Annotated in this window: 25 protein-coding genes; 14 read left to right on the top strand and 11 right to left on the bottom strand. The window is 72.1% G+C overall.

Translation table 11 applies throughout. From position 1 onward, the window contains the following. Positions 1 to 144: 144 nt before the first annotated feature. The gene (locus ACWEVN_RS23520) at positions 145 to 759 is read right to left on the bottom strand and encodes a DUF1707 SHOCT-like domain-containing protein (RefSeq protein ID WP_452052691.1); all 615 of its coding nucleotides are present in this window, start codon (positions 757 to 759) and stop codon (positions 145 to 147) included. Positions 760 to 844: 85 nt separating this feature from the next. On the opposite strand from ACWEVN_RS23520, the gene ACWEVN_RS23515 reads away from it, so the two are divergent. Genes ACWEVN_RS23515 through ACWEVN_RS23495 form a run of 5 tightly spaced genes read left to right on the top strand, consistent with a single transcriptional unit; the run spans position 845 to position 4,721 of the window. Further along, on the top strand, positions 845 to 1,267 hold the full coding sequence (locus ACWEVN_RS23515) for a protein-tyrosine phosphatase family protein (protein WP_452052684.1): 423 nt from the start codon (positions 845 to 847) through the stop codon (positions 1,265 to 1,267). Positions 1,268 to 1,272: 5 nt separating this feature from the next. Further along, positions 1,273 to 1,896 (top strand): uracil phosphoribosyltransferase, encoded by a 624-nt coding sequence (gene upp, locus ACWEVN_RS23510; RefSeq protein WP_103340972.1) that lies wholly within the window; start codon positions 1,273 to 1,275, stop codon positions 1,894 to 1,896. A 34-nt stretch (positions 1,897 to 1,930) separates the two neighbouring features. After that, positions 1,931 to 2,884 (top strand): pentapeptide repeat-containing protein, encoded by a 954-nt coding sequence (locus ACWEVN_RS23505; protein WP_449687024.1) that lies wholly within the window; start codon positions 1,931 to 1,933, stop codon positions 2,882 to 2,884. Positions 2,885 to 2,889: 5 nt separating this feature from the next. Then, positions 2,890 to 3,459 (top strand): RNA polymerase sigma factor, encoded by a 570-nt coding sequence (locus tag ACWEVN_RS23500; protein ID WP_452052683.1) that lies wholly within the window; start codon positions 2,890 to 2,892, stop codon positions 3,457 to 3,459. Beyond that, a complete protein-coding gene (locus ACWEVN_RS23495; protein WP_452052682.1) occupies positions 3,456 to 4,721 on the top strand; it encodes a hypothetical protein in 1,266 nt (421 codons plus the stop codon). The genes ACWEVN_RS23500 and ACWEVN_RS23495 overlap by 4 nt, the downstream gene beginning before the upstream one ends. Here the strand turns inward: ACWEVN_RS23495 and ACWEVN_RS23490 are convergent. Continuing rightward, entirely contained in the window at positions 4,694 to 5,311 is a 618-nt protein-coding gene (locus ACWEVN_RS23490; RefSeq protein ID WP_452052681.1) for a TetR/AcrR family transcriptional regulator, read from the bottom strand. The two genes, ACWEVN_RS23495 and ACWEVN_RS23490, sit on opposite strands and share 28 nt — an antisense overlap. A gap of 83 nt (positions 5,312 to 5,394) precedes the next feature. Between ACWEVN_RS23490 and ACWEVN_RS23485 the strand changes: the two genes are divergently transcribed. From ACWEVN_RS23485 to ACWEVN_RS23450, 8 genes are all read left to right on the top strand, one after another. Further along, positions 5,395 to 5,796: a MerR family transcriptional regulator gene (locus tag ACWEVN_RS23485; protein WP_310971071.1), complete on the top strand. Its 402-nt coding sequence runs from the start codon at positions 5,395 to 5,397 to the stop codon at positions 5,794 to 5,796. A gap of 50 nt (positions 5,797 to 5,846) precedes the next feature. Then, positions 5,847 to 6,770 (top strand): aldo/keto reductase, encoded by a 924-nt coding sequence (locus ACWEVN_RS23480; protein ID WP_452052690.1) that lies wholly within the window; start codon positions 5,847 to 5,849, stop codon positions 6,768 to 6,770. Positions 6,771 to 6,855: 85 nt separating this feature from the next. Next, positions 6,856 to 8,391 (top strand): NAD(P)-binding domain-containing protein, encoded by a 1,536-nt coding sequence (locus ACWEVN_RS23475; protein ID WP_452052680.1) that lies wholly within the window; start codon positions 6,856 to 6,858, stop codon positions 8,389 to 8,391. Then, entirely contained in the window at positions 8,391 to 9,461 is a 1,071-nt protein-coding gene (locus ACWEVN_RS23470) for an alpha-hydroxy acid oxidase (RefSeq protein WP_449687019.1), read from the top strand. The genes ACWEVN_RS23475 and ACWEVN_RS23470 overlap by 1 nt, the downstream gene beginning before the upstream one ends. Beyond that, positions 9,458 to 10,714 (top strand): cytochrome P450, encoded by a 1,257-nt coding sequence (locus ACWEVN_RS23465; RefSeq protein WP_452052679.1) that lies wholly within the window; start codon positions 9,458 to 9,460, stop codon positions 10,712 to 10,714. The genes ACWEVN_RS23470 and ACWEVN_RS23465 overlap by 4 nt, the downstream gene beginning before the upstream one ends. Beyond that, positions 10,711 to 11,991: a cation:proton antiporter gene (locus ACWEVN_RS23460; RefSeq protein ID WP_452052678.1), complete on the top strand. Its 1,281-nt coding sequence runs from the start codon at positions 10,711 to 10,713 to the stop codon at positions 11,989 to 11,991. The genes ACWEVN_RS23465 and ACWEVN_RS23460 overlap by 4 nt, the downstream gene beginning before the upstream one ends. Before the next feature lie 63 nt (positions 11,992 to 12,054). Beyond that, entirely contained in the window at positions 12,055 to 12,702 is a 648-nt protein-coding gene (locus ACWEVN_RS23455) for a response regulator transcription factor (protein ID WP_310971368.1), read from the top strand. Next, positions 12,699 to 13,892, top strand: a complete 1,194-nt coding sequence (locus tag ACWEVN_RS23450) for a sensor histidine kinase (RefSeq protein ID WP_452052677.1) — start codon at positions 12,699 to 12,701, stop codon at positions 13,890 to 13,892. The genes ACWEVN_RS23455 and ACWEVN_RS23450 overlap by 4 nt, the downstream gene beginning before the upstream one ends. A 125-nt stretch (positions 13,893 to 14,017) precedes the next feature. On the opposite strand, the gene ACWEVN_RS23445 is transcribed toward ACWEVN_RS23450, so the two are convergent. The 9 genes from ACWEVN_RS23445 to ACWEVN_RS23405 form a co-directional block, all read right to left on the bottom strand. Continuing rightward, positions 14,018 to 15,121: a HEAT repeat domain-containing protein gene (locus ACWEVN_RS23445; protein ID WP_452052676.1), complete on the bottom strand. Its 1,104-nt coding sequence runs from the start codon at positions 15,119 to 15,121 to the stop codon at positions 14,018 to 14,020. A gap of 57 nt (positions 15,122 to 15,178) precedes the next feature. Beyond that, a complete protein-coding gene (hisS, locus tag ACWEVN_RS23440; RefSeq protein ID WP_449687014.1) occupies positions 15,179 to 16,468 on the bottom strand; it encodes a histidine--tRNA ligase in 1,290 nt (429 codons plus the stop codon). Between the two features lie 23 nt (positions 16,469 to 16,491). Then, on the bottom strand, positions 16,492 to 16,881 hold the full coding sequence (locus ACWEVN_RS23435; RefSeq protein WP_452052675.1) for a hypothetical protein: 390 nt from the start codon (positions 16,879 to 16,881) through the stop codon (positions 16,492 to 16,494). A gap of 86 nt (positions 16,882 to 16,967) precedes the next feature. Then, positions 16,968 to 18,134 (bottom strand): amidohydrolase family protein, encoded by a 1,167-nt coding sequence (locus ACWEVN_RS23430; RefSeq protein WP_452052674.1) that lies wholly within the window; start codon positions 18,132 to 18,134, stop codon positions 16,968 to 16,970. 1 nt (position 18,135) lies between these two features. Beyond that, positions 18,136 to 19,260 (bottom strand): MAB_1171c family putative transporter, encoded by a 1,125-nt coding sequence (locus ACWEVN_RS23425; RefSeq protein ID WP_452052673.1) that lies wholly within the window; start codon positions 19,258 to 19,260, stop codon positions 18,136 to 18,138. Next, a complete protein-coding gene (locus tag ACWEVN_RS23420) occupies positions 19,257 to 19,778 on the bottom strand; it encodes a hypothetical protein (RefSeq protein WP_310971060.1) in 522 nt (173 codons plus the stop codon). Before ACWEVN_RS23420 ends, ACWEVN_RS23425 begins: the two co-directional genes overlap by 4 nt. Further along, complete coding sequence (locus tag ACWEVN_RS23415) at positions 19,775 to 20,194, bottom strand: XRE family transcriptional regulator (protein WP_452052672.1); 420 nt, start codon at positions 20,192 to 20,194, stop codon at positions 19,775 to 19,777. The genes ACWEVN_RS23420 and ACWEVN_RS23415 overlap by 4 nt, the downstream gene beginning before the upstream one ends. 299 nt (positions 20,195 to 20,493) lie before the next feature. Further along, positions 20,494 to 20,946 carry a flavodoxin family protein gene (locus ACWEVN_RS23410; protein ID WP_452052671.1) on the bottom strand — a complete coding sequence of 151 codons (453 nt, stop codon included), beginning with the start codon at positions 20,944 to 20,946 and terminating at the stop codon, positions 20,494 to 20,496. After that, entirely contained in the window at positions 20,946 to 22,556 is a 1,611-nt protein-coding gene (locus ACWEVN_RS23405) for a phospho-sugar mutase (protein WP_452052670.1), read from the bottom strand. The genes ACWEVN_RS23410 and ACWEVN_RS23405 overlap by 1 nt, the downstream gene beginning before the upstream one ends. Before the next feature lie 30 nt (positions 22,557 to 22,586). Here ACWEVN_RS23405 and ACWEVN_RS23400 point away from each other — a divergent pair, with 30 nt between their 5' ends. After that, the gene (locus tag ACWEVN_RS23400) at positions 22,587 to 23,750 is read left to right on the top strand and encodes a glycosyltransferase (protein WP_452052669.1); all 1,164 of its coding nucleotides are present in this window, start codon (positions 22,587 to 22,589) and stop codon (positions 23,748 to 23,750) included. The last annotated feature ends 62 nt before the right edge of the window (positions 23,751 to 23,812 follow it).

Raw genomic sequence — 23,812 nt, 5'->3', positions numbered from 1 at the left:
CGGCGCCCGGAAGCGGGTCACCCGGTGTGACGCTTCAGGCAGCGAGTGTCACCTCCGTCAAGCGCCCCAATGTGGCGTTGGTTGCGTCTGACGCACCGAACGCCACATTGGGGCGCTCGGGGCCGGGCGGGGCGAGGGGCTCCTCTAAGCCCCTTCGATCTGCGGCGGCTCGGTCCGCTTCGCCGGCTTCCGGTACACGACGACGCCGCCCCAGAACGCCAGGCCGTTGATCTTCACCGTCGGGGCCGTGGGCGGGGCCGGGGGTGCTCCCGACTTGTCCTCCAGCACGAAGCCGCCCATCAGGCCCAGGCCCGTGACGTCCACGTTGATGTCGTCCGGGATCGTGATCTGGATGCCGCCCATGATGGCCACCGCGGTGATCGTGCAGTGGCGGTCCGCGAAGCGGGCCTGGCGCAGGTCGATCTCCGCGCCGCCCCAGAACGCGAAGCTGTTGTGCTGCGGGGGCAGGACCCAGCTGCCCTTGCGGACCGCTCCCGACAGCACGCCGATCGACACCGGGCTGCCCGGGTGGCCGCCGATGCGCTGGTCCGGGAAGCCGAGCGCGCGCGTGGTCGCCGGCTCGATCGCCGCCGAGGACGACGGCAGGTCCGCCGTCACCGGCTTCAGCTCGCCCAGCGTCTTCGCCGCGTAGACCGTGGTGAGCCGCTCTTCCAGCTCGTTCACCGTGATCCGGCCCTCCGCGAGGGCGTTGTGCAGCACCTGCGCGACGCGTTCACGGTCCGCGTCGGAAGCCCGCATCTGGTCGGGCGTCAGTTCGCTCACCCGGCGCAGCTTATCGGCGAAAACCACCCTGCGTGTCCTTCTTCCGGAGGACACTGTGCCGATGGTGGAATTCCCGGACGGCACCCGCGTGCAGGGGCGTGGCCTGGGCCGCCCCCGCCCCGACGGACCCCCGCCCGATTTCGGCCTCTACCTGGGGACGAGCCGGCTGCGGCGCAAGCACGGCGGGGGCATCGCCTGGCCGCACGAATGGGTCACCTGGCCCGACTTCCTGCTGCCCACCCGGCCCGCCGACGCCCGCGAAAAGATCACGGCCCTCCACGAACGGGCGAAGACCGAAACCGTCGAAGTCGCCTGCTACGGCGGCGCCGGACGGACCGGCACGGTGATGGCCTGCCTGGCGATCCTCTCCGGCGTCCCTGTCGAAGAAGCCGTCGCGTGGACACGAGCGCACTACAACGAGCGAGCCGTCGAAACGCCCTGGCAGCGCGGCTGGGTGAAGAGCTTCGCGAAACGGCTAGATTGACCCGCATGGATGTGCACGTCGTCGACCACCCCCTCGCGAAGGCCCGGCTCTCCACGATGCGCGACGCGCGCACCGACAGCGCCGCGTTCCGGGCCGCGCTGCACGAGCTGACCGTCATGCTGGTCTACGAAGCCACGCGCGGCGTGCCGGTGAAGATCGAGAAGATCCACACGCCGGTCGCCCGCACCGACGGCTACAAGCTCGCGAAGCCGCCGCTGCTGGTGCCGGTGCTGCGGGCCGGGCTGGGCATGGCCGACCAGGCGCACAAGCTGATCCCGGACGCGCAGATGGGCTTCGTCGGCCTGGCGCGCGACGAGGAGACGCTCAAGCCGACGCCGTACCTCGAATCGCTGCCGGAGTCGCTCGCCGACCGGCCGGTGCTGGTGCTCGACCCGATGCTCGCCACCGGCGGCTCGATGGAGTACACGATCCGCCTGCTCACCGACCGCGGCGCCGACGACGTCACGGCGATCTGCGCGCTGGCGGCCCCGGAAGGCCTGGCGCACCTGGAGAAGACCGGCCTGCCGGTCCGGGTCGTCACCGCGAGCATCGACGAGCGCCTCAACGACTCGGGCTTCATCGTCCCGGGCCTCGGCGACGCGGGCGACCGCCAGTACGGCGCCGTCTGAGCCGGTGCCGGTCCTGAAGTGGCGGTGGATCGCCGTGACCGCCGTCGCGGTCGCGGCCGTCACCGGGGCCCTGCTCTGGCTGTTCCTGGCCTGGTCGGGACGCCCCGAGGCGCCGGTCCGGATCGACGCGGTCAAGACGGCGTTCGGCATCGGCGCGGGCGCGGGCGGCGTGTTCGCGCTGTGGCTCGCGACGCGCCGCCAGCGCACGCTCGAGCTCCAGCTGGCCGAGACGACCCGCGTCGCGTCCGTGACCGAACGGGACCTGGAGGAGCGCCGGGTCACCGAGCTGTACACGAAGGCCGTCGAGCAGCTGGGCAGTGAGAAGGCCCCGGTGCGGCTCGGCGGGCTCTACGCGCTCGAGCGGCTCGGGCAGGACAACCCGAAGCAGCGCCAGACGATCGTCAACGTCTGGTGCGCGTACCTGCGGATGCCGTTCGACGGCCCGGAAGAAGGCATCCGCGGTGCCGACGCGGTGCGGCGCAAGGACGAGACGCCCGAGTACGACGGGGCGGAGCTGCAGGTCCGCCTCGCCGTCCAGGAGCTGCTGCGGACGCACCTGCGCCGCGACGATCCCGCGTTCTGGCCGGGCCTGTCCGTCGACCTGCAACGCGCGGAGCTGGTCGACTTCCGGTTCAGCGGCTGCGAGGTGCAGGCCGCGGACTTCAGCCACGCCCGGTTCGTCGGCGCGGTGCACATGCAGCAGACCACCTTCCACCAGCGGGTGGGGTTCTACGGCACGGAGTTCACGGCGCTGGCGAACTTCGATCGGTCGGACTTCGCCGAGGGGGCCTTCTTTTCCTGGGCCGAGTTCCGCGGTGCCGCCCGGTTCGCGCGGACGTCCTCGACCGGCGGCCTCCGGTTCCACCACGCGCGGTTCGCCGCCGAGGCGGTGTTCGAGCGCAGCAAGCACGAGTTCGACCTCGAAGGCACCGCGTTCGCGAGGGAATCCGATCGGCCGCACAACAATTCCGGTGCGGCCGGCCACTGAGGGGTGTGACCAGCCAAGCGACGGGGGCGCCGGTGGACGACCGCGCTCTGTGGGACCGGGCCGCCGAGGGCGACCAAGCGGCCTTCACCGAGCTCTTCGAGCGGCACGCCGAGGCCGTCTGGAACCACGCCTACCGCCTGACCGGCTCGTGGGCCGGTGCCGAAGACCTGACTTCCACCACCTTCCTGACCGCCTGGCGCCGCCGCGCCGACGTGACGCTGGTGCGTGACAGCGCGCTGCCGTGGCTCTACACCGTCGCCGGCAACGCGGCTCGCGACGAGCACCGCGGCGCGCGAAGGCGGCTGCGGCTGCTGCGGAAGATGCCGGACCCGCCGGTCGTGTCCGACCACGCCGACGCCGTCGCCGACCGGCTCGACGGCGAGCAGCGGCTGCGCGAGGTCGTCGAGGCCGTCCGGACGCTGCCGAAGGCGCAGCGCGAGGTCGTCGAGCTGTGCCTGCTCGGCGACCTGAGCGCCGGAGACGCGGCCGCGCTGCTGGCCGTCGCCGAGGTCACCGTCCGCGCCCACCTGTCCCGGGCCCGCGCCCGGCTGCGCACCCTGCTGGAGGAGAAATGAGCGACGACCTCGGCCTGCCGCTCCGGCGGAAGCTGCCGGACGACGTCCGCGCGCGGTTGCGGGAGGAAGTCCGCCGGGGGATGGGGAAGCGCCGTCCGGCCCGCGTCCGGTACGTCGCCGCCGCGGCGGCCGTGGTCGCGTTGGCCGCGGGGGCGATCGTCGCGACGCAGGTGTTCCGGCACCGGCCCGTGGCCGAGCCCGGCCCGCCGGCGCCCCCGGACGTCTTCAACCCGCTCACCCTCGACGCGGCGGTGGCGACCTCGTCCCTGGACCGCTGCTGGGCCGCGGTGCAGGCGGCGGGCAAGACCGGCCGCGTGCCCCCGCGGCAGAACTGGGTCCCCGTGTTCACCGAGGTCTTCCAGGCCGACTCGGTGGTCGCGGCGACCGCCGACGGCAAGCCGATGTTCTGCGAGACCACCGAGACGACGGTGACGCTGTCGGACCCGGCCGCCACCCCCTCCTACACCCCGGGCACGCGTACGGGCCTCCTGCTCTACAGCGCGACCGGAATGGTGGGCGGGATCCTCGCTCCCGGCGGGGAGGGGAGCTACCTCGACGCGGAAACCGAGGGCGGGGAGAGCGGCATGTCGCGGATCTCGTTCTCCCCGGTCACCCGCCAGTTCACCGGCGTGACCCGGAGCGACCCGGCGCGGACGACGCTGTCCATCGGCAAGCCGATGGAACCGGGCGTGCGGCTGCCCGCGGCGCCCCCGCCCCTGCTCGCGGTCGCCGACCGGCCGGTGACCGCCGACCGGACGTCGGCCGCGGGCCGTGCGCTGGGCGACTGCCTGGCGGCGGCGGAGATGGAGGCGATCCCCGACCCCGCGGCGTACGAACCGGGGCCGCTGCTCGACTCGGACGGCTACCGGGTGGTCCTCGGCCGCCGCGGCGACCGGTTCGTGGTCTGCACCACCGAGCCGGACTACCGGCGGCCGGGGAAGCTGCGGGTCCGCGCCCTGCCCAGCGGCCCGCCGCCGGAGGCCCCGCCGGCGTACCCCTTGATCGTGGACACCCTGGGCCGCGAAACGGGTGGCCCCCCGGCGACGGATCGCCGCCCGTTCGCCGCGGCGCTGCCCGCGACCGCGGCGACGGCGGTCGTCGACTTCGGGAGCGAGGGGAAGATCGAAGCCCACGTGGTGGCCGGCATGGTCGTCGTATGGGACCCCGAGAACGTCAAGATCTCCGCGGATACCAAGGTCCGGGTGACAGCGCGGGACGCGAAGGGTGCGGTCGTCTACGACGGCTCGGTGCCGGTGATCTGAGGCCGCAGCCAGCCGGAGGCGTTCGCCCGCAGGGCGGCTTCGTAGGAGGCCGTGACGTCGAACTCCTCCGGCAGGTTGCCGGCCAGTTCCAGGGACACCAGGCCGTGCACGATGGCCCAGCAGCCGACCGCGACCGTCTCGGGCGGGACGTCGAGGAAGACGCCGTCGGCGATCGCGCGGCGGATGATCCGCTCCAGGGGCTTGAGGGTGTCGCGGGCGAGCTTCTCGGCGTCTTCGTTCGGCTCGAACCCGGGCACCGACTTGGTGAACATGATCCCGTAGAGGTGCGGGTCGGCCAGCGCGCTCGTGCGGTAGGCGCTGCCGAGCGCGACGAGGTCCTCGACGGCGTCACCGGTCAGCGGTGTCCCGGCCATCCGGGCGCCGAATCGGCGGAAGCCCTCGGTGTAGAGGGCGTTCACCAGGTCGGGTTTGCTGCCGAAGAGCGAGTACACGGCGGTGGTCGACGTCCCGGCGTCGGCGGCCAGCTTGCGCAGGGAAAGCGCCTTCGGCCCGTCGGCCGCGAGGAGCTGGCCGGCCCGGTCGAGCAGCTTGAGCCGGAGCGCTTCGTCGTGCGTGCGGGGTCGCGCCATGCACCGAGCGTATCGGAACAGTGTTATGGAAGGCCAGTGCGCGGATTTGACCTGGAGTGCACTCCAGGTCGTACTGTCGGGCCATGAGCTACTCGATAGCGGAAGCCGCGCGACGTAGCGGACTGTCCATCGACACCCTCCGGTACTACGAGCGCATCAAACTGCTCGACCCGCCCGCGCGGGACGCCGCGGGCCGCCGGGCCTATTCCGACGACGACCTCAACTGGCTCGGTTTCCTGACCAAGCTGCGCACCACCGGGATGCCCATCAAGAGCATGCGCGAGTACGCGTCGCTGCGCCGCCACGGCGTCGCGAGCGCGGGCCGCCGCAAGGCCCTGCTGGTGGAGCAGCGCCGGTCGGTCGCCGAGCGGATCGCCGAGCTGCAGGGCTGTCTCGACATCCTCGACTACAAGATCGAGAACTACGCCCAGGTCGAGCGCAACGTGCTCGGCGTGGAACCCGGTATGGAGGAGATTTCCGCGTGAAGAACAGGAAGCTGGGCGGCCTGGAAGTCGGCGCCCAGGGGCTCGGCTGCATGGGGATGAGCCAGGCCTACGGCGTCCGCGACAACGACGACGAGTCGATCGCGACCATCCACCGGGCGCTCGAACTCGGGGTGACGCTGCTGGACACCGCGAACGTCTACGCGAACGGCGTCAACGAGGAACTGGTCGGCCGCGCGATCGCCGGCCGCCGCGACGAGGTCGTGCTGGCGACGAAGTTCGGCATCGTGTGGAACGACGGCGCGATGGGCGCCCGCGGCGACGCTTCCTACGTGAAGCAGAGCTGCGACGAGTCCCTGCGCCGGCTCGGCGTCGACCACATCGACCTGTACTACCAGCACCGCGTCGACCCGGACACGCCGATCGAGGAGACGTGGGGCGCGCTGGCGTCGCTGGTGGAAGCCGGAAAGATCCGCTACGCCGGGATTTCCGAGGCGAGCGCGGCGACGATCCGGGCCGCGCACGCGGTGCACCCGGTGACGGCGCTGCAGAGCGAGTGGTCGCTGTGGACCCGCGGGATCGAGGGCGAGGTCCTGGCCACGTGCCGCGAGCTCGGCATCGGGATCGTCCCGTTTTCGCCGCTGGGCCGCGGGTTCCTGACGGGCGCGGTGAAGTCGGTGGCAGACCTGCCGGAGGACGACATGCGCCGCGGTCTGCCGCGCTTCACCGAGGGCAACTTCGAGCGCAACATGGCGATCGTCGAGGCGCTGCGCGAGCTGGCCTCGGACAAGGGCGTCACGGCGGGGCAGCTGGCGCTGGCGTGGGTCCAGTCCCAGGGCGAGGACGTGGTCCCGATCCCGGGCACGAAGCGCCGCAAGTACCTCGAGGAGAACGTGGCCGCGGCAGCCCTGGAGCTGACGGCGGACGACCTGGCGGCCATCGCGGCCGCCGCGCCCGCGGACGCGATCGCGGGGGAGCGCTACCCGGAACGGCTGGCTCGCGCCGCCGGGAAGTAACTTACGGCTTCTGAGGCTTTTCTGAGATCTCCGGAGCAGGCTCGGCGCCGATCATGCGATCGGTGCCGAGCCCCAGGAGGTCGTTGTGGCGGAGGAAGTGCTCGATTATCTGGTCGTCGGGGCCGGGCCGGCCGGGTTGCAGCTGGCGCAGCACCTCGGCCACGCCGGGCACCGGTACCTCGTGCTGGAGGCCGGGTCCGCGCCCGGGCACTTCTTCGAGACCTTCCCGCGGCACCGGACCCTCATCTCCATCAACAAGAAGCACACCGGGTACAGCGACCCGGAGCTGCGCATGCGGATGGACTGGAACTCGATCCTCGCCGACGGCGACGACGACCCCGTCCTCTTCACCGACTACAGCGAAAAGCTTTTCCCGGACGCACCGGACTTCCTGCGCTACGTCGCCGATTACGCGGCGAAGTACCAGTTGAACATCCGTTACGACACCCGGGTGACGCGCATCCGCCGCGAAGGCGGAATTTTCGTCCTCACCGCCGGGGAAACCGAATTCCGGGCCCACCGGCTGATCATGGCCACCGGCGTCACCAAGCCGTACATCCCGCAGTTCCCCGGCGTCGAGCTGATCGACCAGTACGTGGACGTCGACGTCGACCCGGCGAACTTCACCGACCAGCGCGTCCTGGTGCTCGGCAAGGGGAACTCCGCCTTCGAGACCGCGGACAACCTCATCGAAACCGCCGCCGTCGTGCACGTCGGCGGGCCGCGGCCGGTGAAGCTGGCCTGGCGCACGCACTTCGTCGGCCACCTCCGCGCCTACAACGCGGGCATTCTCGACATGTACCAGCTCAAGCTGCAGCACGCGATCCTCGACGGCGACGTCCGCGAAGTCCGCAAGGACGCCGACGGCTACCACGTCAAGTTCGCCTTCGCCCGCGCCGACGAGGTCGTCAAGGAAATCCGCTACGACCGCGTGATCGGCTGCACGGGCTTCCGGTTCGACGCCTCGCTCTTCGACGAGGACTGCCGCCCGGAACTCACGATCGACGACCGGTTCCCCGCACAGACCGCGAACTGGGAGTCGGTCAACGTGCCCGGCCTCCACTTCGCCGGCACGATCACCCAGGTCCGCGACTTCAAGAAGGCCACCAGCGCCTTCATCCACGGCTTCCGCTACGGCGTCCGCGCGCTGGCCAAGGTGCTGAACGAGCGCTACCACGACGTCCCGTGGCCGCACACCGAACTGCCCGCCAAACCGGACGCCCTGACCGAGGCCGTGATCACCCGGATCAACCGGACTTCCGCGCTGTACCAGCAGTTCGGCTTCCTCGGCGACGTCGTGGTCGTGGACGGCGACACCGCCCGCTACCTCGAAGAGGTGCCGGTCGACCGGGTCCTCGAGAACCCGCCGGCCGACGCCTACGTCGTCACCCTCGACTACGGCCCGGACCACGACAAGGTCGACCCGTTCGACTTCGTCGCCCGCGCCGCCCAGGACAAGGCCAACGACCACGGCGAAGGGCACTACCTGCACCCGATCGTCCGGCACTACCGCCGCGGCGAGCTGGTCGCCACCCACCACGTCACCGAGAACCTCGAGAACGAGTGGGACAAAGAGGTGCACGTCGAGCCGCTGACCGCCTTCTTCACGCGGGAGCTCTGATGCGCACGGTCGCGGAGTTGGAGGCGGCGGCCCGCGAGCGTCTCGACCCGGCGCACTACGACTACTTCGCGGGCGGCGCGCAGGACGAGATCACCCTGCGCGAGAACGAAGAAGCGTACCGGCGCCTGCGCCTGGTCCCCCGGGTGCTGCGCGGCAGCGACAAACGGGACCTGAGCATCGAGCTGCTCGGGACGCCGTCCTCGATGCCGATCCTCGTCGCGCCCACGGCGTTCCACCGGCTCGCGCACCCCGACGGCGAGCTCGCCACCGCGCGGGCCGCGGCGCGGGCGGGCACGATCATGATCGTCAGCATGGCCTCGACCACGGCCATCGAGGACGTCGCCGCGGCCGCCCGGGAGGTCGCGCCGGACCCGGGCCTGTGGTTCCAGCTCTACCTGCAGCCGGACCTGGAGTTCACCGAGGCGATCGTGCGGCGCGCCGAAGCCGCGGGGGTGAAGGCGTTCGTCGTCACCGTCGACTCGCCCGTGCTCGGCCGCCGCGAACGCGACGACCGCAACGCCTTCCACGACCTGCCGGCCGGCCTGTTCGTCGAGAACCTCCGCAACATCGGCGAAAACCGCAGCGGCGGAAACACCAGCCACGTCCGCGAGATCGTCATGTCGGCCGGGCTGAACTGGGACCACATCGCGTGGCTGCGGTCGAAGACCAAGCTGCCCGTGCTGATCAAGGGCGTCCTCCACGCCGAGGACGCGCGGCTCGCCGTGCACCACGGCGTCGCCGGCCTCGTCGTGTCCAACCACGGCGGCCGCCAGCTCGACACCGTGCCCGCCACCATCGACGTGCTCCCCGAGATCGCCGCGGCCGTCGGGGGTGCGCTGCCGGTCCTGCTCGACGGCGGGATCCGCCGCGGCACCGACGTCGTCAAGGCGCTCGCCCTCGGCGCGGACGCGGTCGGCGTCGGCCGCCCGGTCGTGTGGGGGCTGGCCGCGGGCGGCCGCGAAGGCGTCTCCGAGGTGCTGGAGATGCTGCGGGCCGACTTCGACCAGGCCCTGGCGCTGTGCGGCGGGCGGCACCCGGCCGACCTCACCCCCGACCAGGTGCGGCGGTGATCGGCAAGGCGGCCGCCGTCGTGGCGGTCCTGTCCGCGCCGGCCTGGCTGCCGCGGCGGGTCGTGGCGCTGCGGATGAAGATCTTCGCGCTGGTCAACGGCCAGGACGCGGTGACGATCCCGGGCCCGCAGGTCGGCGTCGGCGACTTCAAGCGCGTCTACGCCGACCCCGCCGCGAACGGCCGCAGCCGCGGCGCCGCGCTGTCGGACCTGTTCTGGTACTGGCTCGCGCCCGGCCCGCAGGTGCACCAGGAACACCTCGAGGCCGGCCCGCGCTACGACGAGGTCGCCAAGTGCACCCGGCACATCCTCGTCCGGTCCAAAAAGGACTCCGAGGAGCTGGCCCGGCGGGTCGCCGCGCACGTGCTCGACGACCTCGAGCCGGGCCTGGTCCGGCTGCGCGACGCGATGATGCCGATCTGGGCCGAGCTGTACCACGAGCTGGTGTTCGAGGAGCCGTGCCCGCCGGAGGCGCGGGACCTGATCGTCGGGCACGCCGACGACGTGGTCTCGGCGCTGAAGTGCGTGCGCCCGCGGAACATGCGGCGCCGGGCCCGGCTGACGGAGTACCTGCGGCGGCGCCTCGGCGACGTCCCGCACCCGCTGCCGCCGTCCCTGACGCCGGAAGAGCAGGTGTACTACCTGCAGGGCACGTTCTTCAACACGGCCGTCGTGCAGATGTCCGAAGCGATGGCGCATCTGCTGATGATCATCGCCCGGTCCCCGGACACCCAGCGGCGGCTCGCCGAGCACCCGGAGGACATCGACGCCGTCATCGACGACGGCCTGCGCGCGTACCCGCTGTTCGGCATCGCGCACCGGATCTCCACCGCGGACATCGAGCTGGACGACCTCACCATCCCGGCCGGGACGGTGCTGTGCTTCAGCTACCCGGACTTCGCCGAGCAGGCCGCCAAGGAGGACTTCATCCCGTTCGGCGTCGCGCAGAACCGCGCCTGCCCGGCCCGCGGCCTCGCGCCGCCGACCATGCGGGTCGTGACGCAGGAAGTGCTGCGCCGCTTCAGCCTCGCCTCGACGGCCGCGCACACGCGCTCGATCCCCAACCGCGGCCCGGCCCTGCTCACCCCCCGAGGCGCCCGCCCGCGGCGCGCGGCCCTCGTGTGGCTCGGGGTCCGCGACCGCTGGGAAGACGTCTGGCGCAGCTTCGCCCAGCTCGTGTTCGGCACCTACATGGTCCTCGACGCCCGTCATCAAGCCCTGTGCTCGACCTACTTCGCCGGAGGCAACCGATGAGCCCGTCCGAAGCGGCACCGGTCTTCTTCCTCGCCGTCGTGGCGATCCTCGTGGTGGTCCGGCTGGTCTGCCTGGTCGCGGTCAAGCTCGGCCAGCCGCCGGTGGTCGGGGAGATGATCTCCGGGGTGCTGCTGGGGCCGTCGCTGCTCGGGTTGCTGCTGCCGGACGTGCAGGAGGCGCTGTTCCCGGACGGCATCCGCCCGCTGCTCTACGTCGGCGGCCAGATCGGCCTGGTCATCTACATGTTCGGCGCCGGCTACGAGTTCAACGTGGGCAGCATCCGGGACTCGCGGAAGTCGGTCGCGGCCATCTCCGCGGCCGGGACGCTGGTGCCGCTGGCGCTCGGCGTCGGCGTCGCGGTGGTCGGCACGACGTGGGTCGGCATCGGCAAGGAAGGGGTCTCCCCGGTGACGTCGGCGGCGTTCGTCGGCGTGGCGCTGGCGATCACGGCGTTCCCGATGCTGGCGCGGATCATCACCGAACGCGGCATCGCCGCCACGAAGTTCGGCTCGCTGGCCCTGGCCTGCGGCGCGCTGGACGACGTGCTGGCGTGGCTGCTGCTGGCGGTCGTCCTGGGCATGCACGCCGGGTCGGCCGGGCCGGTGGCGCTCGCGCTGGGCGGCGGGGTGCTCTTCGCCGGGCTGGTGTTCATCGTCGGCCGGCGGTTGCTGGCGAAGGTGATGAAGAGCGAGCGCATGGGGGTCGACCAGCGGGTGCTCGTCACCGCGATGACGTTGTTCGCCGCCGCCTGGTTCACCGACATGATCGGCCTCTACGCGGTGTTCGGCGCGTTCTGCGTCGGGATCGCGTTCCCCCGGACACCCGCCGCCGACGCCGTGCTCGCGAAGATCATGCCGATCGGCCGGATCGTGTTCCTGCCGCTGTTCTTCACCTACTCCGGCCTGAACACGCGGTTCGCGCTGCTCGCCGACCCGAAGCTGCTCGCCTTCGCGGTGCTGTGCGTGGCGGTCGCGATCATCGGCAAGCTGGGCGCGTCCTGGGGCGCGGCCCGGCTGGCGGGGGAGCCGCCGGCGATCGCCACGCGCGTCGGCGTGCTCGTCAACGCGCGCGGGCTGATGCAGTTGATCGCGCTCAACGTCGGGCTCGCCGCGGGGATCGTCTCGCCGGCGTTGTTCACGGTGCTGGTGCTCGTCGCCCTGGTCACCACGATCATGACCGCGCCGGTGCTGGCCTGGCTCGACCGGCGCGATGCCCGCAAGGGGAGCACCGAGGTACTCCTGACGGCCGAACCCGTGCCGATCACCGGGAAAAGTTGATTCTTCAAGTTCGGAAATAACTGTCAAGATGGATCGGTGCGCGACGGGGTGGCGAAGCCGAAGGTGCTGGTGGTCGAGGACGACCGGGAGCTGGCGGGCATGCTGGGGGAGCTGCTCGCCGACGAGGGCTACGAGACCGAGGCGGCCCACGACGGCCAGCGAGGTCTGCACCTCGGGCTCACCGGGCGGTACGACGTGATGGTCATCGACCGCCGGCTCCCGGTGCTCGACGGGCTGGAGCTGCTGCGGCGGCTGCGGGCCCGCGCGGTGACCACGCGGGTGCTGGTGCTCTCCGCGCTGGGGGAGGTGGCCGACCGCGTGGCGGGCCTCGACGCCGGCGCGGACGACTACCTCGTCAAGCCGTTCGAGGCCGAGGAGCTGCTCGCGCGGCTGCGCGCGCTGGGGCGCCGAGACCTCGACGGCGCCGAGTGCCTGCCGCTCGGCACGGCGGCGCTGGACCTGCAGCGCCACGAGGTCGTGCTGCCGCGCGGGGAGCGGATCACGCTCTCCGGGCGGGAGTTCGAACTGCTGCGGACGCTGGCCCAGCGGCCCAAGGCGATCCACCCGCGGGCGGCGTTGCGCACGCGCGTGTTCGCCGACTCGACCGGTGAGTCCATTGTGGACACATACGTGTACTACCTGCGGCGCAAGCTCGGCCGGGACGCCGTGCGGACCGTGCACGGCCTGGGGTACCAGATCGGCGTGGTATGAGCCCGGAACCCGAGGCGCGGGCCCTGCGGCGGGCGCGGTGGGCGATCACCGCGCAGATCGCCGTGGTGGTGTCGCTCCTCGTGGCCGTCGCGGGCGCGATCGCGTACGGGATCCTGCTCTCGAGCCAGCACGCCGACGCCGACCGCCTGCTGGCCAGGACCATCCAGCTCGGCCCCGGCACGACCCCGCCCGGCTGCGTCTGGCTGTTCACCCCGAGCGCGCACGCGCCCGCGGGCCCGCCGCCGGCGGGGATGCCGTTGCCCTCGCTGGCCGCGATGGTGCCATCGCCGGGTGACGTCCACACCGAACGGCGCGCGATCGGCGAGATGACTTACACGCTCCGCGCGGAGAACCGCGGCGGCGTCGTCTCCCAGGCGTTCTTCGAGGAGCGGTACCAGATCCAGGACCGGGCGTCGCTGGTGTTCGGGCTCTTCGTCGCCGAGGGGCTCGCGCTGCTGGCGGCCCTGGGGTGCGGGCGCGTGCTGGCCCGCCGGGCGATCCGGCCGCTGGAGGACGCGTTGCGGCGGCAACGGACGTTCGTCGCGGACGCGTCCCACGAGCTCCGGGCGCCGCTGACCCGGCTGCACACGCGCGCGCAGCTGCTCGCCCGGCGCTCGTCCGGCCGCGACGCGGTGGACCTCGACCAGCTGGTCCGCGGCACGCGGGAACTCGGCGAAGTCGTCGAGGACCTGCTGTTGTCGGCGCAGGCGTGCGGCGAACGGCCGTCGCTGGAACTGGTCGAGCTGGGCGTGCTGGCCGAGGAGGCGGTGGCGGCGGAGGCAGTGCGCGCGTCGGAGGGTCAGGTCCAACTGGCGGTGAAGCGTGAGCGGCGGCCGTACGTCGTCCAGGGCGTGCCGACGGCGTTGCGTCGCGTGCTGTCGGCGTTGCTGGACAACGCGCTCGGCCACACCCCACCGGGCGGCTCGATCGAGGTCTGGCTCGGCGTCCCCGACGAGCGGCACGTGGAGCTACGCGTCCGCGACACGGGCGTAGGCTTCCCGGCCGCCGACGCGGACCGCATCTTCGAGCGCTTCGCCCGAGGCTCCGACGGCGACGGCCGCCGCTTCGGCCTCGGCCTGGCCTTGGTCCGCGAAGTGGTGACGGGCCACGGAGGCACCATCGCGGCCGCCGCCCGCCCCGGCGCCGGAGCCACGTTCACCCTCCGCCTCCTCCGCGCCGACCCCTCGTGACCAGCCCCGGAACTCGCGTGATCAGACCCGTATCCCACGTGATCGAAGCCGGAACTCGCGTGATTGAAGAGTTCCGGCTTCGATCACGCGAGTTCCGGCTCCAGTCACGCGAGTTGCGGGTCTGATCACGCGGGTTTCGGGAGGGCGAAGCGGATTTGGCGGGCCAGGGCCGGGTCGAGGTGGTCGCATACGGCCTCGATTTCCGCGCGTAGCCCGGGCGGCGGGGTCGTATAGATGCCCGCCATGTGCTGACGGCAGGCGTGGAGGTCCTGGTGGGCGTCGGCGGCCAGGTCCGGGTCGGCCAGCAGGGTGAGGTCCGTGTGCAGGCGCCGCCAGGTGTCGCGGTCGCGGAGGAGGGCCGCGGCCACCCGTCGCGTGTGGACCGGCCGGGCGGGGGCCAGGAGGTCCTGCAGCGTGGGGACGTCGACCAGGGCGGGCTTGCCGCGCAGGAACGCCACCACCTCGCGGGTCACCGACGGCGACGGGTCCGTCAGCAGCGGACGCACCGCCGACCCAGGCGCGATCCGGCGCAGGCCGCGGACGGCCGCCCGGCGGAACCTGGGACGCTCGTCGGCGAGGTGACGTTCGAGCAGCGCAGCGTCGGCGGCCACACCCGTCTCGCCGAGCCCCGCGAGCACGCCGAACGACACCGGCAGCGCGCGGTAGTGCGCCGCCGGGTCGCCGCCCGCCTTCAGGACCAACGCCTGCGCCATCGACCGGACCGCCGACGACCGGTCCGCCAGGTGGGCGACGGCGGCATCGGGACCCAACAACGTCAACGCCCGCATCCGGACCTTCGGCACCCCCGAAACCAGCAGATCCGAGACGCACTCGCCGCGGTCGAGCAGTGCGTTGCCGCAGATCCCCCGGACCACGAAGTCGGCGTCGGACACAGCGATGCCGAGCAGCCGCGAGCTCGGCAGCAACCCGGTCGCCTCCGCGTGGACCCACCGGCGGGTCTCCCGGTCCTCGAGCGCCAGCGCGTCGTCGACCAGCCGCGGGGTCAGCGCCCGCCGGAAGAGCGTGGTCATCCAGTCGTCGACGGCCCGCCGCCGCAGCACGCCGATCAGCGGCAGCATCGCCCGGAAGGCCGGTTCGTCCAGTTTGGACAGAGCGGCCGGCCGGGCGAGTTCCCGGACCGGCCGCACCCAGTCGACGCACCGGACCAGGAGCAGCGGCAGTGCCTCGGGATCCGTGCTCCACTGCCGCACATCCCGGTAGCTGATCATCGGTCTCCCCTCCCGGCGCCCAGGATGCCCCGGGCCCCGGAGGGGAGGCGAACCGATTTACGCCAGCAGCGCGCGCACCGCCGCCGGGGCGTCGGCGACCGCGACCGGGTTCTGCTCCCGCGTCGCCAGGCTGCGGACCGTCACGTTCCCCGCCGCCCAGTCCTCCTGGCCGACGATCACCACCGCGGCCGCACCCGCCTTGTCCGCGCGGGTCAGCTCCTTGCCCAGCTTGCGGTGCTCGATCGGCGTCGACGTCCGCAGGCCGGCGCCGCGCAGGGACGCCGCCACCGAGCGGGCCGCGTCCGAGAGGTCCTCGGTCACCGGGATCACCATGACGTCGACCTCGCTGCGCGGGGCCGGGGTCAGGCCGTGCGTGTCGAGGAAGTCGATCAGCGTGACGTCGCCCATGCCGAACCCGATGCCCGGGATCTGCTGCGGGGTGAACATCGACGCCAGGTCGCTGTAGCGGCCGCCGCCGAAGAGGGCGCGGCGGTTCTCCGGCGAAGTGTCGAAGACCTCGAACACGGTCGACGTGTAGTACGCCAGCCCGCGCACGATCATCGGCTCGTACTTGACCAGCGAACCGGCCCCGCTGCGCAGCACGCGCACCAGGTTCGACTGCTCCAGCACCTCCGCCGGCAGCTCGTCCAGCAGCGCCTCGCCCGCGTCGAGCGTCTCCGCCAGCTTCTCGAACTGCTTGTCCGAGAGCCCGATCTCGCCGGCGCTCTCGGCCAGCTTCTCGCGCGGGTACTTCTCCCAGCGGTCGACGAGCGCGAACACCTGGCTCAGGTGGTCCGCCGACACCCCGGCGACGTCGGTGAGCGCCGACGTCAGCAGGTTCCGGTCGTTGACGCGCAGCACGAACATGTCCGGCGTCGCGCCCAGCGCGGCCATCATGTCGTGCACCAGCTCGAAGATTTCGATCTCGCAGTTGGCGCTGTCCGAGCCGAAGATGTCCGCGTTGATCTGCCAGTGCTCACGCACGCGGCCGCGCTGCGGCGCTTCGTACCGGTGGCAGTTCGGGTGGCTGTACCAACGGACCGGGAACGACAGCGACTTCGCGCTCCCGGCGATCATCCGCGCCACCGACGGCGTCATCTCCGGCCGCAGCGCCAGCCGCCGCCCGCCCTTGTCGGTCAGGGTGTACAGCTGCTTGTCCGCGAGCTCCTGCCCGGACTTCCGCTCGTAGATCTCGGCCGACTCGAGGATCGGGCCGTCGTAGCGGAGGAAACCGCGGCGCTCGAGGACGTCGTAGAGATGACCGAACACCTGGGTACGCACGGACATTTCGGCGGGCAGGAAGTCCCGGGTCCCCTTGTAGGGCGCGGTCGGCAGGTATTCAGGCACGTCACCAGCTTAACGACCGGCACTCAGGCGAAAGCGACCCCGTATGCGGTGAGCAGCACGGCCGCGGCCAGGAGCACCGCGCCCGCGGACGTCACGCGCCCGCCGAGCTTGCCCCGGTTCGGCAGCAGGTGGAGGAAGAATCCACCCGATTGGGCGAGGATGCCGAGCAGCAGCAGGAAGCACGTGATCCACAACGCCGGGTCGGACAGCGTCGTGCGGCTCAGGATCTGCAGCGCGACCAGGGCGAGGACCAGCAGGACGCCGGCGTGCGCGTGGCCGGCCCGGAACATCGCGCGCTGGTGCTCGGTCAGCTTGCGGTCGCGCAGGACGCCCATCAGCGCGTAGCCGCCGTACATCACGGTCGGCAGGGAGACCAGCGCGATCACCGTGAACAGCTGGGTCGGTCCGTGCATCGGGGAGCTCCTTCGAGGTGGGGTAGCGCAACAGTAACACTGTTTTAAAACGCTGTCACCAAACTGGGCATTCCCCGATCGGGGAACTAGGCGATGCGGCCCTGGGCCAGCACCAGCACAGGGTTGCGGAGCGCGGCCAGCGACGCGAGCGGGTTGCCTTCGACGACCAGGACGTCCGCCGCCAGCCCGGGCTCGAGGCGGCCGGTCAAGCCGCCGAGGCCCAGGCCGGCCGCGCTGTCCTCGGTCGCGATCTCCAGGATCCGGCGCCGGGAAAAGCCCAGCCACTCGTACAGCTCGAGCGCGCCGGCCGGGTCGTCGAACACCGAGCCGGCCAGGCCCGCGTCCGTTCCGGCGAGCAGGCGGACGCCCTGCTCCTCGAGCCACGGCAGCCGGCCGTACATCGCCTGCCCGAGCTCGTCGCCGAGCCGCTCGACGATCGTCCGCCAGTTGCGGCTGCTCGTCGAGCACGCCGAGATGCCTTCGGCGGCCATCCGCTTCGCCACGGGTGCGCGCCGGTCGAACGAGCGCGGCCCGGTCATGAAGCTGCAGTGCTCGACCGTCGAGACCCCGGCGTCGACGGCGGCCTCGATCGCGTCGGCGCCGTGGGCGTGCGCGGCGACCGGCAATCCGTGCGACGCGGCGTGTTCGGTGACCACGCGCAGCTGACGGGCGTCGAACTGCGACTCCCACATGTCATCGCCGCCTTCGGTGATCTGGCCGCCGCTGGCCATCACCTTGATCACGTCCGCGCCCGCCGCCGCGTTCGCGTCGATCAGGGCGCGGATTTCGCTGTCGGAAGCCGTTTCGCCGCCGAAAAAGTGGCAGTGCCCGCCCGGCACGGTGATCGGCGGTCCCGACACCAGCAGCCGCGGCGCGGCAGAACCGTCGAACGAACGCCGGACGGCCGCGCCGAGGTGGTCCCGGTCCCCGAGGTCCCGCACGGTCGTGACGCCGCTGCGCAGCATCGCCGTCAGCCGCGAGCGCGCGCCGTCCAGGAGGTCTTCGCTCGCGGAGAAGTGGGCCAGCATCTCGCGGGAGGCGTCGAACGCCAGGTGCACGTGGACGTTGAACAGCCCGGCGAGCGCGGTCCCGGTGGGGAAGTCGTGCCGGGCCGCGTCGGGAGCGGCCTGCGGGACGACGTCCGCGCGCGGGCCCGCCGCGACGATCACGCCGTCGCGCACTAGCACCGCGCCGTCTTCGACCGGGGTGGCGGGCCGCGGCAGCACCCGGCCGGCGGTGATCAGGGTGTCCACGTCACTTCCCGTTCGTCATCGCGGCCGACAGCGCGAGCAGCGGCCGGACGTCGGATTCGATGTCGTCGGCCCCGGCGGGCAGGACCTGCTTGGCGCGGCCGTCGCTGGCCTCGCCGTCCGCGTGCCGCCGCAGCGCCGTCTTCAGCGCGGCCGCCGCGGCCCCGGGATCGGCCGCGACGACTTCGCCGAAGTCCGCGTCCAGGTACGGCGACAGCTGCACCAGGCCGTCCCGGATCTCGATCACCCGGCGGTAGTGCACGCGGTGGATGCCGCGCGGGGAGAGCCGGTCGCCGCGGCGCGGCGGGGTCCGCAGGACGATGCTCGGGAACGCCTCGACCAGCACTGTCCACAACGGAGCCAGGGCCTCGTGTTCGCGCCGGTGCTGGCGGCGGCGCCGCAACGCCGAAACCCGCGCCCGCAACCCCGGGTAGGTGACGCCGGCCAGGAACAGCATCCCGCCGATCACCACGAACGGCACGCCGAGCAGCAGCAGGACCTTGACGACCGGGCCGAACACCCACGCCACCACGATGTACAGCGCGCGGAAGACGCTGCCGACGGCCGCGCTCGCCATGCCGATCGCGCCCAGCCGCAACCCGATCCGCAGATCCCGGTCGGCCACCCGCAGATACCGCACGATCCAGGCCGTGCAGGCGATGAGACCGTAGATCAGGTACAGCCCGGCGCCGAGGTAGAAGACCGCGACACCGCTGTCGTGGATCGTCGACGGCCCCAGCGGCAGGCCGCGCAGCTCCGGCCGCGTCAGGTCCATCGCGACGATCATCAGCACGATCGCCGCGGCCAGCGGGACCAGTTCGGCGACCACCCGGCGGTATCGGCGGGGGCCCAGCGCCGAGCCGAGGAAGAAGATCACCAGCGCGCAGATCCCGCACGCCAGCAGCGCGTTGTTCGCCACCCGCGCCGCACCGCGGCCCAGCAGCGCGTCGACGTCGTCGGAGAGCTCCGGCTGCTGCAGAAGGAACGCCGCCGCGAACCCGGCCACGCACGCGGTGACGGCCCAGTTCGGCACGGTCGGCGCGCGCGTCACCTGGTAGATCCGCCACGCGAGCGCAGCGGCGAACAGCACCAGCGCGATCAAGTTCACGGGGCTGAAAAGTGTGCTCACAACCACCCTTGGTGATCGCCGAGCGCCCCCTGGATCCGGCGGAGATCCCGGTCCGCAGCGCGCCGCGGGATCGTGTAGTTCAGGACCGACGCCCACTCGAGGATGATGGTCGCGACGGTCTCGGCTTCCCACTCGTGCGCGTCATCGTAGGACGAGCGGCGCAGGGCGCGGTGTACGGCATCCGGGTCGAGATCGGTGGCCGGGCCGCGCAGGAAGTCCGCCGGCTCGGCGTCGCCGTGCGGGTGGTGGTCGGCCAGCATGTGCCCGAGCTCGTGCAGGATGATGTGGTCCTGGTGGGATTTCGTGGTTTCGGCCTGGTAGAAGATGTAGTCCGCGGACGACGTCGCGATCCAGCAGCCGAACGGGCCCGGCACTTCGAGTGGGTACGCCAGCAGCCGGATCGGTTTCCCGCGCCGCTCGCCCAGCCGCGCGCACAGCACCTCGACGTCCAGCGGCGGCCCGATGTCCAGGTCCTTGAGCAGCTTCCGGCAGCGGCGGCGCAGCTCGCGTTCCTTCATCGCAGCGCGCTTCCCGGGCCCCGGTCTTCCGGGTTCCGGCCTTCGCGTTCGGCCCGCTCGTAGCGCTCGACGAGCTCCAGCAGGTCCATCACCTGCCGGCGGCCCTGCGGCGACAGCTCCTGGGCCCGCATCGCCATCAGCTGCGCCTCGCCCGCCGGCGGCGCGGCTGACTCTTCGTCGAAGAAGTACGTCACCGGCACGCTGAACAGCCTCGCCAGCGCCTCGACGTAGTGGATCTTCGGGTTGACCCGCTTGCCGGTGGCGAGCTGCTGCAGGTAGGCGGGCGACATCGCCGGGCCGCCCGCGCGCTCGACGGCGGCGGAGATTTCCCGGTAACTGTGCGGTGCGCGCCCGTCCAGCCGAGCCGCCTCGATCAGGGCGCTCAGGCGCTCCGCGAAGGTGCGTTCCCGTGCCATCTCCACCCCCTGGGAATCCAGCCGCGGAAATTCTAACCGCAGAACCACTGTACGCACATGTTGACAGCCATCGTATGCAGTGGTTTACAGTTGGCAAGCCTCTCGCCTGGCTCTCCGTGCCCTGGGGGTGCACGGAACGGCTCAGGCGAGAGGTTGTCGTGCCTTCGACTCGTCATGATCGCACCGTCTGTAGTACGCTTCAGGGGTCAAGGTTGATCGCCCTCGGGCGAACCCTTGGCCACGGCCTGTTGCCGGAGGTCGACCCCCAGGGCTTCCGGTGACAGGCCCCTTTATTTTCCTCAGTCCATCAGGCCGGCGGCCAGCATGCCGCCCAATTCGGTGCACGCTTCCAGGGTCTTCCGGTCCGGATCACCGGTTGCGGTGACCGGTTCCGCCGCTTTGGCCCAGGCCAACCCCGTCGTGATGGCCAGCAGTTGCCGTTCGGTGCCCGAAATGTCGCTATTGCCGTGAATCCAATACCCGAACGGGCGACCTCGCGTCTCGTCCAGGCACGGGTAGTAAATCGTGTCGAAAAAGTGCTTCAACGCGCCGCTCATGCTGCCGAGGTTCGCCGGCGTGCCCAGCAGGTAGCCGTCCGCTTCGAGGACGTCGGTGGCGGTGGCCGCCAGCGCCGCGCGACGGACCACCTCCACTCCTTCGATGTCCGGGTGCGTCGCGCCCGCGACGACCGCCTCGAACAAAGCCTGCATCGACGGCGACGGCGTGTGGTGCACGATCAGCAGCCTCGGCATCAGGCGAGCAGCTCCTCGACGTCGGTCCGCAACGCCGTCAGCCGCTCCCGCGCCACGTCGTGCTCGCCCGCCACCACCTGCAGGTACGCCTTCAGCTTCGGCTCGGTCCCGGACGGCCGTACGACCACGCGCACACCGTCGCCGGTCAGCCGCACGACATCGGCGTCCGGCAGCAGGTCTTCGAGGGTGACCTCGACGCCGCCGAGCTGGGCCGGCGGCGTGGCCCGCACCTTCGCCATCAGCTGCTCGCGGACGGCGAGATCGGTGACCCGCAGCGAAACCTGGTCGGTCAGGTGGACGCCGTGGCGCCGGGACAGCTCGTCGAGCACGTCCAGCGGCGTGCGGCCCTGCGCCTTGAGCTGGGCGGCGAGCCCCGCGGCCAGCGTCGCGGCGGCGATGCCGTCCTTGTCGCGCACGAAACCCGGGTTCACGCACAGCCCGAGCGCCTCTTCGTAGGCGAACACCAGCCCTTCGCCGGCCCGCACCAGCCACTTGAAGCCGGTCAGCGTCTCGGCGTACCGGGCCCCCTCGGCCTTCGCGATCTCGCCGAGCATCGACGACGAGACGATCGTGGTCGCCACCAGCGGGTCCGGCAGCACCGTGCGATCCACTGTGGACAGTACGTACGAGCCGAGCAGCACGCCGGTCTCGTCGCCGCGCAGCATCCGCCACTCGCCGGTCCGCTCGCGGACGCCGAGCGCGCACCGGTCGGCGTCCGGGTCGAGCGCGATCGCCAGGTCGGCGTCCACATCGGACGCCAGCGCCAGCAGCAGGTCGGTCGCGCCCGGCTCCTCCGGGTTCGGGAACGACACGGTCGGGAAGTCCGGGTCCGGCGCGGCCTGGGCCTCGACCAGGTGCAGGTCGGTGAACCCGGCCCGCTCGAACGCCGCGCGCAGCGTGTCGGCGCCGACGCCGTGCAACGCCGTCGCGGCCACCCGCACCGCGCGCTCGTGGCCCAGCGGCAGGGTCGCGACCTCGTCGAGGTAGCGGTCCAGCAGGTCGACGACCTCGGCGCCGGGGGCCCGCGGCACGTCGGCGGCGGACGGCGCGGCCTCGATGGCGCGCTCGATCTCGCCGTCCGACGGCGGGACGATCTGGCCGCCGGTGGCGTCGTAAAGCTTGTACCCGTTGTCCGCCGGGGGGTTGTGCGACGCGGTGATCTGGATCCCGGCCACCGCGCCGAGCCGGCCGACGGCGAACGCGAGCACCGGCGTCGGCAGCGGGCGGGGGAACACCTTGACGTCGAAGCCGGCCGCGGTCAGCACCTCGGCGGCGGCCGTCGCGAAAGCTTCCGAGCCGTGCCGCGCGTCGCGGCCGACGACGACCAGCGCGCCGGCGTGCCCGTGTGCCGTCAGCCACTGCGCGACCCCGGCCGTCGTCCGGGTGACGACGGCGACGTTCATCCCGTTGGGCCCGGCGCGCACCGGGCCGCGCAGGCCGGCGGTGCCGAACTCGAGGGGACCGGCCAGGCGGTCGGCCAGGTCCGCGGCGGCCTCGGGGTCGCTTCCGGCCTGGGCCAGGACGACCTCGAGCTCGGCGCGGGTGGCGGGGTCCGGATCGGCGGCGATCCAGCGGGAAGCGGCGTCACGCAGGGTGGAATCCGATGTCACCGCGACAGCCTACGGGCTATGGTCGGGTGGGTGCGCTTACTCTTCACCTCACTGGGGTCCTTCGGCCACACCTTCCCGCTCGTCCCGCTGGCGGTCGCCGCGCGCGAGGCGGGCCACGACGTCGTCTTCGCCACCTCGGAAGACTTCCTGCCACAACTGACGAAAGCCGGGCTCGAGACGGCGGCCGCCGGGCTCGCCATCAAGGACGCCTTCGGCCAGGCGTTCGGCCAGGTGTTCGGCGAAGCGGGCCCGCCCGGCCCACCGGGGGACATCCCGCGGGAGGTGCTCTTCCCGGTCGTCGCGAAGGTGTTCGGCGAGCTGATGCCGAAGCGGTTCCTCGCCGACCTGCTGCCGTTGTTCGAGCACGTCCGCCCCGAGCTGGTGGTCAGCGAAGCGGGCAATTCGGGCGGGACGTTCGCCGCGCTGAAGGCCGGGATCCCGGTGGTGGCGCACGGTTTCGGCCGCGTGTCGACCGGCGACCCGATGACCACGCAGATCCGCGACGCGATCCGCGTCCACGCCACCGAGCTGGGTATCGAGATGGGCGAGGACCTGGCGTTCGGCGGCCCGTTCGTCGACATCTGCCCGGAGTCGGTGCAGGACGCGGACTTCCTGGCCCGCACCCGCCGGGTACCGCTGCGCCCGGTCGGCTGGAGCGAGCCGGGCGAGCTGCCGAAGGGCGTGCTGGACAAGCGGCGTCCGCTGGTCTACCTGACGCTGGGCACGGCGATGGGCCACGCGGGCGTGCTCACCGAGGCGATCGCCGGTCTGTCCGGTTTGGACGTCGACGTCCTGGTCGCCACCGGCCCGTCGCTGCCCGAGGGCGCGCTGGGCGAGGTCCCGGAGAACGTCCGGCTCGAGGCGTGGGTGCCGCAGGCGGCCCTGCTCCCGCACGTCGACCTGGTGGTCCACCACGGCGGCAGCGGCACGACGCTCGGCGCGTTCGGCGCGGCCCTCCCGCAGCTGCTCCTCCCGCAGGGAGCGGACCAGTTCACCAACGCGGACGCGGTCCTCGCGGCCGGCGTCGGCGACCGCCTCCTAGGCGCCGAAGTCACCGCCGAGGCCGTCGCCACCAAGGCCCGCCACCTCCTCACGGACACCGCGGTCCGCGACGCGGCCCAGGCCCTGGCCACCGAAGTCGCGGCCATGCCCTCCCCGGCCGACGTCGCCGCCGAACTCCCCACCCTCGCCTAAAGCGCCCCAATGTGGCGTTGGTTGCGTCCAACGCACCCAATGTGGCGTTCGGTGCGTTGGAC

It is taken from the genome of Amycolatopsis sp. NPDC003861 (assembly GCF_053605405.1).
This window is presented reverse-complemented; position numbering and strand designations above follow the sequence as displayed.